Source organism: Pseudoalteromonas sp. SCQQ13, assembly GCF_015864415.1.
Classification (GTDB): domain Bacteria; phylum Pseudomonadota; class Gammaproteobacteria; order Enterobacterales; family Alteromonadaceae; genus Pseudoalteromonas; species Pseudoalteromonas nigrifaciens.
Genome location: NZ_JADYXG010000004.1, coordinates 48,273 through 64,113, shown reverse-complemented (window position 1 = coordinate 64,113; position 15,841 = coordinate 48,273). Strand labels below are relative to the sequence as shown.

General features: G+C 40.5%; 13 protein-coding genes. 11 read left to right on the top strand and 2 right to left on the bottom strand.

Features of this window, described 5'->3' with window-relative positions; translation table 11 throughout:
- Nucleotides 1–167 precede the first annotated feature (167 nt).
- Entirely contained in the window at nucleotides 168–1,052 is an 885-nt protein-coding gene (locus I6F41_RS04700) for a LysR family transcriptional regulator (protein ID WP_011329784.1), read from the top strand.
- Nucleotides 1,053–1,131: 79 nt separating this feature from the next.
- Here the strand turns inward: I6F41_RS04700 and trhP are convergent, their stop codons facing one another.
- Nucleotides 1,132–2,538 (bottom strand): prephenate-dependent tRNA uridine(34) hydroxylase TrhP, encoded by a 1,407-nt coding sequence (gene trhP, locus I6F41_RS04695; RefSeq protein WP_011329783.1) that lies wholly within the window; start codon nucleotides 2,536–2,538, stop codon nucleotides 1,132–1,134.
- Nucleotides 2,539–2,796: 258 nt separating this feature from the next.
- Nucleotides 2,797–3,297 (bottom strand): acyloxyacyl hydrolase, encoded by a 501-nt coding sequence (locus I6F41_RS04690; RefSeq protein WP_225740922.1) that lies wholly within the window; start codon nucleotides 3,295–3,297, stop codon nucleotides 2,797–2,799.
- A 309-nt stretch (nucleotides 3,298–3,606) separates the two neighbouring features.
- Between I6F41_RS04690 and I6F41_RS04685 the strand changes: the two genes are divergently transcribed.
- The 10 genes from I6F41_RS04685 to der all read left to right on the top strand — a co-directional run.
- Nucleotides 3,607–5,223, top strand: a complete 1,617-nt coding sequence (locus tag I6F41_RS04685; protein WP_231613386.1) for an esterase/lipase family protein — start codon at nucleotides 3,607–3,609, stop codon at nucleotides 5,221–5,223.
- A gap of 143 nt (nucleotides 5,224–5,366) precedes the next feature.
- Nucleotides 5,367–5,798, top strand: a complete 432-nt coding sequence (gene ndk, locus I6F41_RS04680; RefSeq protein ID WP_011329780.1) for a nucleoside-diphosphate kinase — start codon at nucleotides 5,367–5,369, stop codon at nucleotides 5,796–5,798.
- 169 nt (nucleotides 5,799–5,967) lie between these two features.
- Entirely contained in the window at nucleotides 5,968–7,098 is a 1,131-nt protein-coding gene (locus tag I6F41_RS04675) for a bifunctional tRNA (adenosine(37)-C2)-methyltransferase TrmG/ribosomal RNA large subunit methyltransferase RlmN (RefSeq protein WP_011329779.1), read from the top strand.
- Nucleotides 7,099–7,243: 145 nt separating this feature from the next.
- Nucleotides 7,244–8,986 (top strand): type IV pilus biogenesis/stability protein PilW, encoded by a 1,743-nt coding sequence (gene pilW / locus I6F41_RS04670; RefSeq protein ID WP_197107786.1) that lies wholly within the window; start codon nucleotides 7,244–7,246, stop codon nucleotides 8,984–8,986.
- Nucleotides 8,983–9,846, top strand: coding sequence for a RodZ domain-containing protein (locus tag I6F41_RS04665; RefSeq protein ID WP_011329777.1), 864 nt, complete (start codon nucleotides 8,983–8,985; stop codon nucleotides 9,844–9,846). Before pilW ends, I6F41_RS04665 begins: the two co-directional genes overlap by 4 nt.
- 5 nt (nucleotides 9,847–9,851) lie before the next feature.
- Complete coding sequence (gene ispG / locus I6F41_RS04660) at nucleotides 9,852–10,970, top strand: flavodoxin-dependent (E)-4-hydroxy-3-methylbut-2-enyl-diphosphate synthase (protein WP_086998188.1); 1,119 nt, start codon at nucleotides 9,852–9,854, stop codon at nucleotides 10,968–10,970.
- Nucleotides 10,971–11,149: 179 nt separating this feature from the next.
- A complete protein-coding gene (hisS, locus tag I6F41_RS04655) occupies nucleotides 11,150–12,430 on the top strand; it encodes a histidine--tRNA ligase (RefSeq protein ID WP_011329775.1) in 1,281 nt (426 codons plus the stop codon).
- Between the two features lie 47 nt (nucleotides 12,431–12,477).
- Nucleotides 12,478–13,098: a YfgM family protein gene (locus I6F41_RS04650; RefSeq protein WP_011329774.1), complete on the top strand. Its 621-nt coding sequence runs from the start codon at nucleotides 12,478–12,480 to the stop codon at nucleotides 13,096–13,098.
- Between the two features lie 10 nt (nucleotides 13,099–13,108).
- The gene (bamB, locus tag I6F41_RS04645; RefSeq protein WP_011329773.1) at nucleotides 13,109–14,287 is read left to right on the top strand and encodes an outer membrane protein assembly factor BamB; all 1,179 of its coding nucleotides are present in this window, start codon (nucleotides 13,109–13,111) and stop codon (nucleotides 14,285–14,287) included.
- A gap of 93 nt (nucleotides 14,288–14,380) precedes the next feature.
- On the top strand, nucleotides 14,381–15,841 hold a 1,461-nt coding region (gene der / locus I6F41_RS04640; RefSeq protein ID WP_011329772.1), incomplete at its 3' end, for a ribosome biogenesis GTPase Der.

Here is a 15,841-nt window from a genome sequence, read left to right as displayed (position 1 = left end):
GCAAATTAAACCTAAAAAGATAAACTCGCCGCAAAGTATTTATAAAAGTTAAAAACGCTTTTATAAATCACTACTTTTAACATCTAATGATATTTAACAGCGCCGCTGTTATGATTAAACATAACTTCAACAATAATTAAGTTTTGAAATGATAAGCGGTTTTAATAATGCCTAATTACTCCCTTGATGATTTACGTTATTTTTGCACTATAGTGAAATTAGGTAGCTTTAAAAAAGCATCCGAAAGTCTAAATCTATCATTATCAACCTTAAGCCGCAGAATACGTTTATTGGAGCAAACTCTACAGTTAACCTTACTTAATCGAGACGCTCATCGCGTTACATTAACTCATACAGGGGAGCTATATTACGCTCGCTACTGCAAACTGTTTGAGGAAGTAGACGCCATAGAGCAAGCGTTATCTGATGAGAAGCAGCAACCAAAAGGTAAAATTAGAATTTCTGCGCCAATTTACATGGGCAAGCATTTTTTAAGCGCTATTTTTTGTGATTTTTTACTGCTGTATCCAGAAATACAGTTAGATTTACGTTTTTCAAATGACTTAATTGATATCGAAAAAAAAGGCATTGATATTGCTTTTAGAGTAAGAAACCCTGCTATTGATAATTGGGTTATTAGAGAGTTGAAACTCACCCATAATATAATATGTGGCCGCCCTAACCAAACCACTCATTTAATTACCCACCCTGAGCAATTAGAAGAACAACCCAAAGTTATTTGCTTTGGATTAGCACCGTGGCAATTAAAAAATAAACTGACTAATGAAGTGTATAACGTTGAGCCAAAAAAACACATTAGGCTTGAAGTTGATGAAATTCAAATGATGAAACATGCCGTAGAATCGGGTGTTGGCATTAGTTATATACCTGATTATATTGCATTGCCATTAATAGAGTCAGGAACGCTTGAGCGTATTCTTCCTGATTGGCAAAGTGAAGGGCAGCCTTTTTCTATGCTTTATCGCGACAGAAAACAAATCCCTCATCGTGTGAGGTTACTAATAGACTATACCTTGCAACACTTTAGCTAAAGCGCTGCAAGGTATTTTTTAATAACTCAGCCTCAGTACCATAACGCTATAAAAGTCGCTTAAAGTATTGCTGTAATTACTAAACGGCTTGCTTAAACGGATTACGAGTATCTTGATGCTCATCAAGATTACGCATTAAAATAGCGTACGCTAAATCTAGTGCTTGAGGCAGCGCTATTTTAACAATATGGCCGGAACCTTTAGCATCGCTAATACTTTCACCCTTTTTATTTTCCATCTGCTCAAGTACAAAGCTAATATTACCTTGTGGGGTCATTAACTCTAATGAATGGCCAACACAAAACTTATTTTTTACATCAATATCAACTAAGCCGTTAGCATCTCTACCCAGCACTTCGCCAACAAACTGTTGTTTAGTTGATACCGAATGGCCGTATTCATAATTTTGATAGTCTTGGTGCGCATGGCGCTTTAAAAAGCCTTCGGTGTAGCCTCTGTGGGCTAAATTTTCTAAGGTTTTAAATAAGTTGGTATCAAACGGGCGACCAGCTACTGCGTCATCAATTGCTTTGCGATAAACCTGCGCGGTGCGTGCTACATAATAAAAAGACTTAGTGCGCCCTTCTATTTTTAAGCTATGTATACCCATTTGGGTAAGTTGCTCTACATATTGTACTGCACGTAAATCTTTTGAGTTCATAATATAAGTACCATGCTCATCTTCATAAGCAGGCATATATTCACCGGGGCGACCTTGCTCCTCTAACATGACTATTTCGCTGCTAGGCGCGCCTTCACCAAGCGTAGGTATTATGCTTTTAGGATCGAACTTATGTACCATTTCACCCGTTTCGTTTTCAACGCCCGGTTTTACATCGTAATCCCAACGACAAGCATTAGTGCATGTACCTTGATTTGGATCGCGTTTGTTTATGTAACCCGACAATAAACAGCGTCCAGAGTACGCCATACACAAGGCACCATGGACAAATATTTCCAACTCGGTATTTGGGCAAAGCCTGCGTATTTCGGCAATTTCTTCTAGCGACAGTTCGCGCGATAAAATAACTCGCTCAATCCCCTGTTTTGCCCAAAACTGTACACTCGCGTAATTTACCGCATTCGCTTGTACCGATAGATGAATAGGCATAGTCGGCCATTTTTCACGCACTAACATAATTAAACCCGGATCAGACATGATCAGCGCATCGGGCTGCATAGCAATAACCGGCTCAATGTCGCGTAAATACGAGTTAACTTTAGCGTTATGCGGCGCAATATTCGATACCACATAAAACTTTTTATTTAGTGCATGCGCTTCATCTATGCCTATTTTTAATGTTTCAAGATCAAACTCATTATTACGTACTCGTAAGCTATAGCGTGGCTGCCCTGCATATACTGCATCGGCACCATAGGCAAAGGCATAACGCATGTTTTTTAAGCTGCCCGCGGGCGATAATAGTTCAGGGGTAAACGCAAACGGCGGTGTATTTTTTGAAGAGTTAACAGTAGTTGATGGCATGAGCGCTCCATACATAAAACTGGTTACAAGCCAGTTGCATGAATAATTAAATAACAAAGCGCGGCAGTATATAGAGTATTAATTTAAGGATAATTGATCAGCATCATGTACTGAGTATTTAGCGTTAAAAGCACAATAATTTAGCCCTTATTTAAAACACCTCTCACTAACGAAAAACTGAGTAGCGTTTTGCGCTAATTTTTCGTAGTAGCCGCAGTTATTTATATTGCGATACTTGCGGCTACTTAGTCACAGGGGTTAATAAAAGCGGGTATAATTTAGGGCAATAAAATCTAGCCCTGGATTTGGCTTTTTGAAGCCGGCGTTAGAATAATGAAAGTAGCGTATAGCCACGCTTTGTCGATTATTTTTGCCAAACTTCATCACTAAACCTAAGCGGTCTTCAAATTGATAATGGGTGCTGACATTTTTGCCCGCAAACACAGTATCGTCGAGTAACGAAACACCAATCCCAAACTCTATAAAAATAGGTTTATCTGCCATCTGGGTTATCGGGTATTGGATCACTGGCGAAATAGCAAGCACTAGGTTACTGTCGTAGTCATTTTCAGCACCATACTCCCACAGGTTTAAGCTTGATTCAAAATACATATTTAAATTCTCTGAATACTGTTTTAACCAGTCAACGTGGTATTGCAGCGCTAGCTTAATCCCTTTGACATCTCCTTCACCTTGAATGTAATCAATCGAATAACTCTTGTTTTGAGTTGCGTCTGCCGAAAATACAAAACCAAACATTAGTGTCAAACTTAGAATAATATTTTTCATAGCAATATAAGCGTGTTAAGTTGAATTTGGCGGCTATTTTAATGACATTTATCACGGTTAAAATTTAATTAATTAGTATAAAACAATCGACTTAATAGAATTTAATTAACCGCCAATATTATTGCTGCAGCACACAACTACACGAACAATAGCCATTATGTGAGCAAGTTTTTGCACAAACAGGCAAGTTAATTTGTTAATAGCCGTTTAATACTTGAGAAAATAACGACTAAGGTGTAGATTTTAATATTGTTTTTATAATTTTTTAGCAATGTGACTATGGTTCGATTATTCTTTATTATTGCAATTTTTATTATGCTCAATGGCTGCTCTTCTGGGCGTTTTTTGCAATTAAATGACCAACAGCCACAAATTAGCAATGCGTTGGGCTATGCTGTTTTACCTAATTTAGCGCCCTTATCGCTAGGCGCGTTACACAGCCATTGTCTGAGCGTGAGTGATGATACAGATATTGGCCTAGTATTGAGCCTACAATGTGCGCAAACTCTGTTGGCCAGACCGCAATTACCCTCTAATTTAAAAACGTATGCACTGAGCCTCTACAACAGCTCTCTTTATAAACTACTAAAAAGCGATCCCACACAATTAAACCTTGTTTCGGTTGCAATAAACGGTGAAAAACAATTTACCTTTGTAAGTAACCTATTACCTTTAGAGCCACGCCTTGCGGCTAAAACACTGGGTGAGTTGGGGGTTGCCTTAGTGGTAAAAAAACAGCAGCCCGACAACCCAAAAGCCAAGTTTTACCCTGAAGAAGGTATTTACCGCGCCTACAATGCTAAGTTAAAAACAATTGAAACACAGGGTTTAACCTACCTAGTTACCATAGATATTGAACAACAAAACAACACCAAAGAAATTAGCTTAGGAAATAATCGCTACGCATTAAGTTATTCACCCGCAGCAAGTTTTTTAATGCTGCTAGAAGATGCCACCATAGACCAATTTAGTTGGCTAGGCTTTGTCTCTGCCAGCGAAGCCGAAAAGCGTCGTGGCATATTTTCACTTGCCCAATTAACTGCTGACAAAGAACCATTAGTAATGATCCACGGTTTAAATTCTGATCCACTGATTTGGCGTTACTTAACCATGGCCATATTAAATGATGCAGTATTAAGCCAACGTTATCAAATTTGGCATGTGTATTATCCCTCAGGTCCGCCACCGTTTTTTAATGCCATGAGAGTGCGTCATTTACTCAGTGAACTGAGCCAAGTTGCTAGCGGGGAGCAAGGCTTTGAGCGCGCAACAATAATTGGCCACAGTATGGGCGGAGTGATCAGTAAAACACTAACAACAAATAGCAACTACGCATTGTGGGATGCCACTTTTACCGACAGACCCGAACTGCTACTCAACGAAAAACAACGCGATATTAAAGATATTTTTGTGTTTGAGCCGGTGTTTAACTACAACCGTGTATTCTTTTTAGATACCCCACATCGCGGCTCCAGTATTGCCAGCTCAGCATTAGGCTACATAGGCGCGTCCTTGGTTACTTTGCCACTGGAATTTACTGGCCTTTTTAAAGCACTTATCGATAAGGTTGGCATAGCTAAACTAACTAAAGGTATGCTGCCTTTTTTAAAAGATTATGGTCCAAATAGCGTACAAGTACTCAGACCAGGGCACCCTTTAATGGATGCGTTGGGCACATTACCCGTGCAAGGAGAAGCGTATAATATTATTGGTTCTACTAATCGTCTAATCTGCGATTCAAGCGATGATTGCAGTAATATCAGCGACAGCGTAGTTGACTACCCTAGCGCTTATTACGACAAAGCTAAAGAGACTATTATAGTTAAATCAAGCCATAACTCCTTTCAAAACCCTAGTGCAATTGAGTATATTTTAACAAAGTTAAAATCGCAGTAAGCGCACAAAACAAAATATAAATAAAGCCTGCTAAATATATTCAAAGATGGTTATTAATAATAATTAGTATTTTTACGTTAAAACGCGTATAATTCGCGCCCGTTAATATTCACACTTTCACTTAAAATTATTGGAGCATTAAGATGGCTTTAGAACGTACTTTCTCAATCGTAAAACCTGATGCAGTTGCTAAAAACCACATCGGCGCTATCTACAACCGTTTCGAAACTGCTGGCCTTAAAATCGTTGCAGCTAAAATGGTTCACCTTTCACAAGAGAAAGCTGAAGGCTTCTACGCTGAACACAGCGAACGTCCTTTCTTCGGTGCTTTAGTATCTTTCATGACATCTGGTCCAGTAATGGTTACCGTTCTTGAAGGCGAAAACGCTGTTCTTAAAAATCGTGAAATCATGGGTGCTACTAACCCTGCAGACGCACTAGCAGGCACTTTACGTGCAGACTACGCTGACAGCATCGACGAAAACGCTGTTCACGGCTCTGACGCTGTTGAATCTGCTGCTCGCGAAATCGCGTACTTCTTCGCTGACGAAGAGCTTTGTTCACGTACTCGTTAATTCGAACTCGTTAACATATTGAAAAGGGCTTTCGGGCCCTTTTTTAGTCATTATGTAAGGTATTAATCAGTAAACTTATAATGTTTTACTTAATGATTAAGCTGAGTGAATTGTGTACAATTCGTCCTCGTAAATTTTTATCTCCACCGTCACCGATTGAGGTTGTTTCATGACCGAACAAAAAAAGATTAACTTATTAGATTTAAACCGAGAAGGGATGCGCGAGCTATTTGCATCGTTCGGTGAAAAGCCGTTTCGTAGTGACCAGGTGATGAAATGGATTTATCATTTTGGCGTAGATAACTTCGACGATATGAGCAACGTAAACAAAAAGCTTAAAGAAAAACTTAAAGCTGAATGCGAAATTGTTGCCCCAGAAATATCAGTGCGTCAACAAGCTAAAGATGGCACGATCAAATACGCATTAGTGCTTGAAGGCGGCCAAGAAGTAGAAGCTGTTTGGATCCCTGAAAAAGAACGCGCTACGTTATGTGTATCATCGCAAGTTGGTTGTGCGCTTGAATGTACTTTTTGCTCTACAGCGCAACAAGGCTTTAACCGTAACTTAAAAGTATCTGAAATTATTGGCCAGGTTTGGCGTGTAGCTAAAGATATTGGCCTTGATGGTCACAGCGAAAAACGCCCGGTAACAAACGTGGTAATGATGGGCATGGGTGAGCCACTCCTTAACGTTAAAAACGTAGTCCCCGCGATGGAACTGATGTTGGACGATTGGGGTTTTGGTTTATCTAAGCGCCGCGTTACATTAAGTACTTCAGGCGTGGTACCGGCTCTGGATTTACTAAAAGAAAAAATTGACGTAGCACTGGCTATTTCATTGCATGCTCCTGATAACGCACTGCGCGATATTTTAGTGCCCGTTAATAAAAAATACCCTATTGAAGAGTTTTTAGCGGCGTGTCGTCGTTATATCGATGGCTCTAAAGCAAATAAAGACGTAACCGTTGAATACGTTATGCTCAATGGTATTAACGACAGCACCGACCAAGCGCACGCATTGGTACAAACGCTTAAAGGTACTCCTTGTAAGGTAAACCTTATTCCGTTTAACCCATTTCCGGGTAACGAATATACGCGTTCGAGTAATAGTCGTATTGACCGTTTTTCTAAGGTTTTACAAGCAGCCGGCATTACCTGTATTGTGCGTCGCCCTCGCGGTGATGATATTGATGCAGCCTGTGGTCAATTAGCTGGCGATGTTGTTGATAGAACAAAACGCTTGGCTAAAAAGAAAATGCGTGACGATAACGCGATTGCCGTTAATATTCACCAAGCATAGTCTCATCTCTAAATAGCAATCAGTCTTAATTAATACTTCATATCAAGACTGATTGCTTTTAAGTCGTTTATTTTTAAATAATTGATGCAACATAGATGCTTTTAGGTAAGATAGGCGCTATGGACAAAAATAAAGAGACAAGGTAATGCGACCTTTACTAGTTTTAACTATATCTACGCTCGCCTTAGGCGGTTGCGTTACAGAAAATAGTTATAACGGCAGTGATAAACCCGTTGTCGAAAATAAAATTAATAGCGCAGGCGCAGCTCGAACTCGCATTGCCCTTGCTTTACAATATTTAAATACGGGTAATAACTCTCAAGCGAAATATAACCTTGAACGTGCCAGCGAATATGCGCCAAACCTACCCGAAGTCCACTACTCTTTGGCTTATTACTATCAACAAGTTGGTGAAAAAAAACTTGCCGATTTAGCCTATCAAAAAGCACTTGCTATTAAACCTGACGATCCTAATACCTTAAATAACTATGGGGTATTTTTATGTGGTATTGATGAATACGACCGTGCTACTGATCAGTTTTTAAAAGCAATCGCAATACCTAGCTATATCCGTGTTGCCCAAAGCTACGAAAACTTAGCGTTGTGCGCTATAGAATTTGACGACTTTGATAACGCCGAAACTTATTTTCAGCAAGCAATAAATCACAGCTCTCAGCGCGCTTCAACGCTTATTAGTTTAGCGGCTTTATATTACGCTAAAAGCGATTTATACAAAGCAAGTGCACTGTTAAAGCGCTACGACGATACCGCGCAAATATCTCCGCGTGCTTTATTACTTAGTTATTTAATTAAACAGCGCATGGGTAAAATTGAAGAAGCAGAGAAAATTGCTGCAACTATCCTACAAACTTACCCAAGTAGTGATCAGGCTTTTGCGATTAGAGATAGCCAAATAAAACAAACCGAATTTGAAGTCTTGCGCGAAAAATATCGTCAAGCGCAGCTCAATGAATTAAAACAAGATGGTAGCGAAGCGCAATTAAGTTCACAGCCTAAAATAAAAATAATTCGTAAAAAGCGTCCATCACAAAATGACTCAACAAGCTTAATTAGTGCTAATAAAACACCCGTTGCAACAGTAACAGCCCCAGCTGCAGTAATAGCCGAAGTTAAACCAGCTCAGCCGTCAAGCAAAACTGTCGCGCCAACAAGCCAGGTGAACGCTGCGCTAAACGCAAAACTAATAACAAACTCAACAAACCAAAGCAGCAAGCAAGCTATTGTTAGCCCTTTAAGTACGCAGCCTGAGACACCACCAAGCACCTTGCCTGCAGCACAGGTAGCAGCTAATAATAACGTTAAAATAATTTCTTTTGGCGCTCCTCAACCTGCTAATAACAGCGCTAATAAAGCAAATACAACTAACACTACTTTCAGCCAAACGAGTGCTCAACCTAGTAATAATGGTCAGGTGGTTTTTTATAAGGCCACTAAAGATGCAGATGTATTTACTAGCAATAACAGCAACGAACTTGACACCATAGAGCTGAGAAATGCGCCAACAAGTAACGACAATAAGCTACCTATGCTCAATCCTAAGGTTGCGCCACTTACAGTACCGTTTCATATAATAGAGTTTGGTGAAAACCTATTTAGCATTTCGGTACGATACAATGTTAAACTACAAAAGCTCCTACTATGGAATGGATTAAAAGAGTCAGATCGGGTAATGAATGGCAGTAAAATTTACCTTAACGATCCTAATATTTATTATGAAATTAAAGCTGGTGATACCCTTTTTGAAATAGCTACCCAGCGGCAGGTATTAATTGATGAATTAATGCGATGGAATAAATTAAGTCCTGATATAGCACTAACACCAGGGCACAATCTTTTACTAGTGGATCCAGACTCATACCTATTATGAATGAAGAAATTACTCAGCCCCAAAGCGAACAACCTTCTCTTGGGCAAATATTAAAAACACACAGAGAAAACGCTGACATTAGCCTTGCTACTATGGCAACACATTTAAAACTGACTGTGTTACAAGTACAACGCATGGAAAATGATGAATATCAGTTACTTGGCCCTACAACCTTTGTAAAAGGGTATATAAAAAATTATTGCCGAGAGCTAAAAATTGATCATACACCTATTTTGGCTATGCTACCTGCACCTACAACGCCTGAAAAACCCGTTGATATGCAGAGTTTTTCGCGTCGTACTGAAAAAGAAGCTAACGACAGTCGTTTAATGATTGCCAGCTATATTATTTTAGCCATTGTAATTGGCTCCTCTGCCTTATGGTGGTGGCAAAATTCTATGCCAATTGAAGAACAAACAAGTAATATTAATGTTGAAAACTCGATAATGAGTGAGCAACAAGAACAGGCTGCGCAAAGTAATATTGGCGCATCACAGCAGCAAGTTCAGGAAATAAATAATGTAGCATTACCGCAAAGTGAGCAATTAAGTGCGCTACCTAGCGGTAATAGTACAATTAACACCACTACTACAGCCCCTAATGAAGCAAACAATAGTAGTACTATCGTTATGCTTTTTAATGATGAGAGCTGGGTAGAAATTTATGATGCCGAAGGTGAAAAAATTGCGTTTGGAGTAAAAAAAGCAGGCTATGAAATGACCTTAACAGGCATAGCTCCTTTTTCGGTTGTGCTGGGTAAGCATGATGCAGTTAATATTACTCTAAACGGTGAAACTGTTGATCTATCAGCTTTTCCAAAAAATCGTTTAGCTAAATTTAAATTACCACTAGCAGAGTAGCCGCTATGTTTTCAGAATCCCCAATTAAACGCAGAAAATCAACCCGTATTAATGTTGGTAATGTACCTATAGGTGATGGCGCACCCATTGCCGTGCAGTCAATGACTAACACCGACACTATGGATGTGGATGCAACCGTAGCACAGATTCAGGCAATACAAGATGCCGGCGCCGATATTGTGCGCGTATCTGTACCAACTATGGACGCCGCCGAAGCATTCAAAAGCATTAAAGAGCAGGTAACTATACCGTTAGTAGCCGATATTCACTTTGATTACCGAATTGCCTTAAAAGTGGCAAAATATGGCGTAGATTGTCTGCGTATTAACCCAGGTAATATTGGCAGCGAAGAGCGAATTAGGGCTGTGGTAGATGCGGCTCGCGAGCACAACATTCCTATTCGTATTGGTGTAAATGGCGGCTCATTAGAGCGCGATTTACAAGAAAAATACGGCGAGCCTTCGCCCGAGGCATTATTAGAGTCGGCAATGCGCCATGTAAATATATTGCGCCGTTTAGACTTTGATCAATTTAAAATATCAGTAAAAGCGTCTGACGTGTTTTTAGCTGTAGGTGCTTATCGCTTGCTAGCAAAAGAAATAGACCAACCTCTGCATTTAGGTATCACCGAAGCCGGTGGCATGCGCTCAGGCTCAGTTAAATCTGCAGTCGGTTTAGGCATGTTACTTGCCGAAGGAATTGGCGATACGCTACGTGTTTCGTTGGCAGCCGATCCGGTGCAAGAAATTAAAGTTGGTTTTGATATTTTAAAATCACTGCGTATTCGTTCTCGCGGTATTAACTTTATTGCTTGCCCTAGCTGCTCTCGCCAAGAGTTTGATGTAGTTAGCACCATGAACCAATTAGAAGAGCGCTTAGAGGATATTATTGAACCGGTTTCGGTCTCAGTGATTGGCTGTGTAGTAAACGGCCCTGGCGAAGCATTGGTAAGTGATATTGGTTTAGCCGGCGCTAGTCGTCGCTCAGGATTATATATTAATGGCGAACGCCAAAAAGCCCGTATAGATAACAATAATATTGTTGAACAACTTGAAGGCTACGTGCGCGATTTTATTGCAAAAAAACAAAACCAAACACCTATCGATATTAAAATCGTTGAGTAACACCTTTAATTAGTTAGTTTGGCCTTTATTTAAATTGTGCTATCGCTGGGTAACTTAGCAATAGCGCGCCTCTAAGCTCGCATTTACGTGTAAATTAGGGTTATAATATCGGGTCAATTTTTTTAGTTTTATGTTGTCGCAGTCAAGCATTGTACAACAACAGTTTTTAGGATTTAGCAGTGGCAAAACAAATTCAAGCAGTTCGCGGTATGAACGATTGCCTACCAGGCGATACTCAAGTTTGGCAAAAAGTAGAAAATATTTTACGCGAAACCGTTGCGTCGTTCGGTTATCAAGAAATTCGTTTTCCAATTGTAGAATCAACCGACCTATTTAAACGCTCTATTGGTGAAGTAACCGATATAGTAGAAAAAGAAATGTACACCTTTGCCGATCGTAATGGCGACTTACTTACGCTTCGCCCAGAAGGCACCGCTGTGTGTGTACGCGCAGGAAACGAAAATGGCTTACTGTATAACCAAGAGCAACGCCTTTGGTATATGGGCCCAATGTTTCGCCATGAACGTCCGCAAAAAGGCCGCTATCGCCAGTTTCACCAATTTGGTTTAGAAACCTTTGGTATTGCGAGTGCCGACATAGATGCAGAAGTTATTTTACTTACAGCGCAATTATGGGAATCGTTTGGGATTAGCGAACATGTACGTTTAGAGCTTAACTCGTTAGGTTCAAACGAAGCACGTGCCAATTACCGTGATGCACTGGTTGCCTATCTTGAGCAACACCTTGATGTACTAGACGAAGATTCAAAACGTCGCATGTATTCAAACCCGCTACGTGTACTTGATAGCAAAAACCCTGACGTGCAAGCAATTTTAATTAATGCACCTAAGCTATCTGAGCATTTAGACACTGAATCAAAAGAACATTTTGCAAATTTATGTGAACGTTTAGACGCAGCCGGCGTCAAATACACGATTAACGAAAAACTGGTACGTGGTTTAGATTATTACAACCGCACTGTGTTTGAATGGATCACCGACAGCTTAGGCGCGCAAGGTACTGTGTGTGCCGGTGGCCGTTACGATGGCTTAGTTGAGCAACTTGGCGGAAAAGCGACCCCTGCAGTAGGTTTTGCAATGGGCCTTGAGCGCTTAGTGCTACTGCTACAAGCACTTGAGTGTGTAGGTGATATTCGTCGTAATGCTGATGTATATTTAGCATCAATGGGCGACAAAGCCAGTATTCAAGCACCTATTATTGCAGCGACGCTTCGACGCGATGTGCCAAACTTACGCGTTATGGTGCATGCTGGCGGCGGCAACTTTAAAAAACAATTAAAACGTGCTGATAAAAGCGATGCACTCGTTGCCGTTATTATCGGTGAAGATGAATTAGAACAAGGCGTTGTGACCATTAAGTATTTACGCGAGCGTAAAGAACAAGTCACATTAGAATTAGAACAAGCTAAAGCGCTATTAGCAGAGCTTATTAATAGCTAATATTTTAATAAAAGCATATTAATGCCAAAGCTATCACAGAGGTAAAAATGGATATTTATTCAACAGAAGAACAACAAGCCGAAGCCATAAAGCGCTTTTTCCGTGAAAACGGCCTTTCTCTTGCACTAGGTGTAATTGTAGGTTTAGGTGGTTTATATGGCTGGAAAGCGTATAACCAAAACCAAATTACCACAGCTGAGCAAGCATCAGACGCTTACACAACATTGGTTTCAGGCGAAAGTGTATTATCGTCAGCTGATACGTTTATTAGCGAAAATAAAGATACCAACTACGCAACGTTAGCTGCATTTGTAGCGGCTAAAGATGCTGTAGAAGCAAATGACCTAGACGCCGCAAGCGAAAAGCTAAGCTGGATAGTCTCTAACGTAAAAAACGATGAATTAAAAGCCATTGCTATTACACGCCTAGCTCGCGTTCAAATTGCCCAGCAGCAGTATGATGAAGCGCTAACGTCGTTAAATGCATCATTACCTGACGCATTTTCTGCCAATGTTGCAGAGCTTAAGGGTGATATTTACACTAAGCAAGGCGACAAAAAACAAGCTCGCGCAGCATATCAAGCAGCGGTTGATGCCGGTGGACTAACCAGTAATCCACTATTACAAATTAAGTTAGATGACCTAGCAGTAACAAGCCCAGCGGCATAAGGTTTTAGCTATGAAAAAAATAACAATCGCAACGCTTGCGCTTTGCATGGCAACTTTAATGGGTTGCTCGTCAAGTGATGACGAAGAAGAACTGGTTCTGCCTGAAATAGCCAACCAGTTCGAAACTAATATTGTATGGCAAGAATCAATTGGTAATGGTGTAGAGCATTATTTTTCACGCTTATCACCTGCTGTATATAAAGATACCGTATACGTTGCTAACCGCGAAGGCCAAGTAAAAGCACTTAAGCTAGAAAATGGCGATACGCTATGGAAAAGCGATGTGCGCCAAGATGTATCGTTTTGGCCATGGGCCGATAACGATAGTGCAAAATTATCGGGCGGAATATTACAAGCTTATGGTAAAATATATTTAGGTTCGGAGCATGGCTATGTTATTGCTCTAGATCGTGAAACTGGTGAAGAAGTTTGGCGTAAAAACGTACCCGGTGAAGCACTTTCAAAACCAGCTGCCGGTGACGGTTTGGTATTTGTAAATTTAGCTTCGGGTAAGTTATTAGCCCTTCATCCTGATACGGGTGAAGAACGCTGGCGCTTTGAGCAAGAAGTACCTGCGCTAACCTTACGTGGACAAAGCGCGCCTACTGTTGCAAATGGTGGTGTATTAGTTGGCCTAGAAACCGGCAAATTAAGCGTATTAATTTCAGACAGTGGTTACTCTGCATGGAGTGCCGAAATTGCAGTTGCTAAAGGTGCTTCAGAGTTTGAGCGTCTAGTTGATGTAGACACACAACCACTTATTAGCGGCCCATACGCTTATGCTATTGCTTATAATGGTAACCTAGCGGCAGTTGATATTCGTTCTGGTAATATTGTATGGAAACGTGAATACAGCAGTTACCGCGATATTGCCATGGATGCACAAAGTATTTATGTAGTAGATAGCAACGGTGTTATTTACGCATTGGATAAAGATTCAGGTATTGAACGTTGGAGCCAACCCGCTCTACGTGGTTGGTATTTAACAGGCCCTGCAGTTGCAGGTGAATATTTAGCGTTAGGGGATCAAGAAGGTAACCTACATTGGCTAAATAAAGTCACTGGCGAGCTAGTATCTCGTGAAGACTTTGACAGTTCAGGCTTTTTTGTTGAGCCTGTTGTTGCCAACGATAAACTGATTTTATATACCCGAGATGGGGAAGTTAGTGCGGTACAAATACCAAACTAACTTATGATTATTAGTATAACCCACTAATAGTTAATTATTTTTTGTAAGGCTTCGCAACGCGAAGCCTTTTGTTGTTTTTTAAAGAGGTAGTTTATGCTTCCCGTGATCGCTCTAGTGGGGCGACCCAATGTGGGCAAATCCACATTATTTAACCGTTTAACACGTACTCGTGACGCGCTCGTAGCCGATTTTCCAGGTTTAACTCGTGATAGAAAATATGGCCAAGCAAATTACGATGGCTATGAATTTATCGTGGTAGACACGGGCGGTATTGATGGTTCTGAAGAAGGCATTGAAATCGAAATGGCTGATCAGTCTCTGCTCGCCATTGAAGAAGCCGATATAGTACTGTTTTTAGTTGATGCCCGTGTAGGTATGACAGTAGCTGACCAAGCCATTGCTAATCACTTGCGCAAGCAAGAGAAAAAATGCTTTGTGGTTGCTAACAAAACCGACGGTATTGACGCCGATTCAAACTGCGCTGAGTTCTATCAATTATCGCTGGGCGAAATTCATCATATTGCTGCATCACATGGCCGTGGTATTACGTTATTACTTGAGCAAACGCTACAGCCTTTAATTGCTGAATTAGCGGCGCTTGATGAAGATGTAAGTAACGATGATGAAGAGCTTATCGATTTATACCAAGAAGACAGTGAAGATGACTCTCATCAAGCATTTGCAGACAAACCTGTAAAGCTAGCCATTATTGGTCGTCCTAACGTAGGTAAGTCAACACTTACCAACCGTATACTCGGTGAAGAACGTGTAATTGTTTACGATATGCCAGGCACAACCCGCGATTCTATTTATATTCCGATGACCCGTAACGACAAAGAATATATTTTAATCGACACAGCTGGTGTGCGTAAGCGTAAAAAAGTAAGCGACGTGGTTGAAAAGTTCTCCGTGATTAAAACCCTACAAGCAATTGAAGACTGTAACGTAGTGTTATTAGTCGTTGATGCTCGTGCGGGTATTTCTGATCAAGATTTAAGCTTATTAGGTTTTGCACTTAACTCTGGCCGTTCACTGGTTATTGCGGTGAACAAATGGGATGGCTTAGACGATTATGTTAAAGATCGTATTAAATCAGAACTAGATCGTCGCTTAGGCTTTATCGACTTTGCCCGTTTGCACTTTATATCGGCATTACACGGTACTGGCGTAGGTCATTTATTTGAGTCGGTAGATGAAGCGTACGAATCAGCTACTAAGCGTATAAGCACCGCAATGTTACGTCGTATTATGGACATGGCACAAGCAGATCATCAGCCGCCACTTGTTCGTGGTCGCCGTGTTAAGCTTAAATATGCGCATGCCGGTGGTTATAACCCACCACGTATTGTTATTCATGGTAACCAAGTTCATGATTTACCTGATAGCTATAAACGCTACCTAATGAACTACTACCGTAAAGCACTGAAAATTATGGGCACACCTATCAAAATCGAATTTAGAGAAGGTGATAACCCATTTGCCGGACGTGTTAATAAAATAACACTATCGCAAAAACGTAAAATTCGTGCGTTTAGTAAAGAAAACCGTAACAAA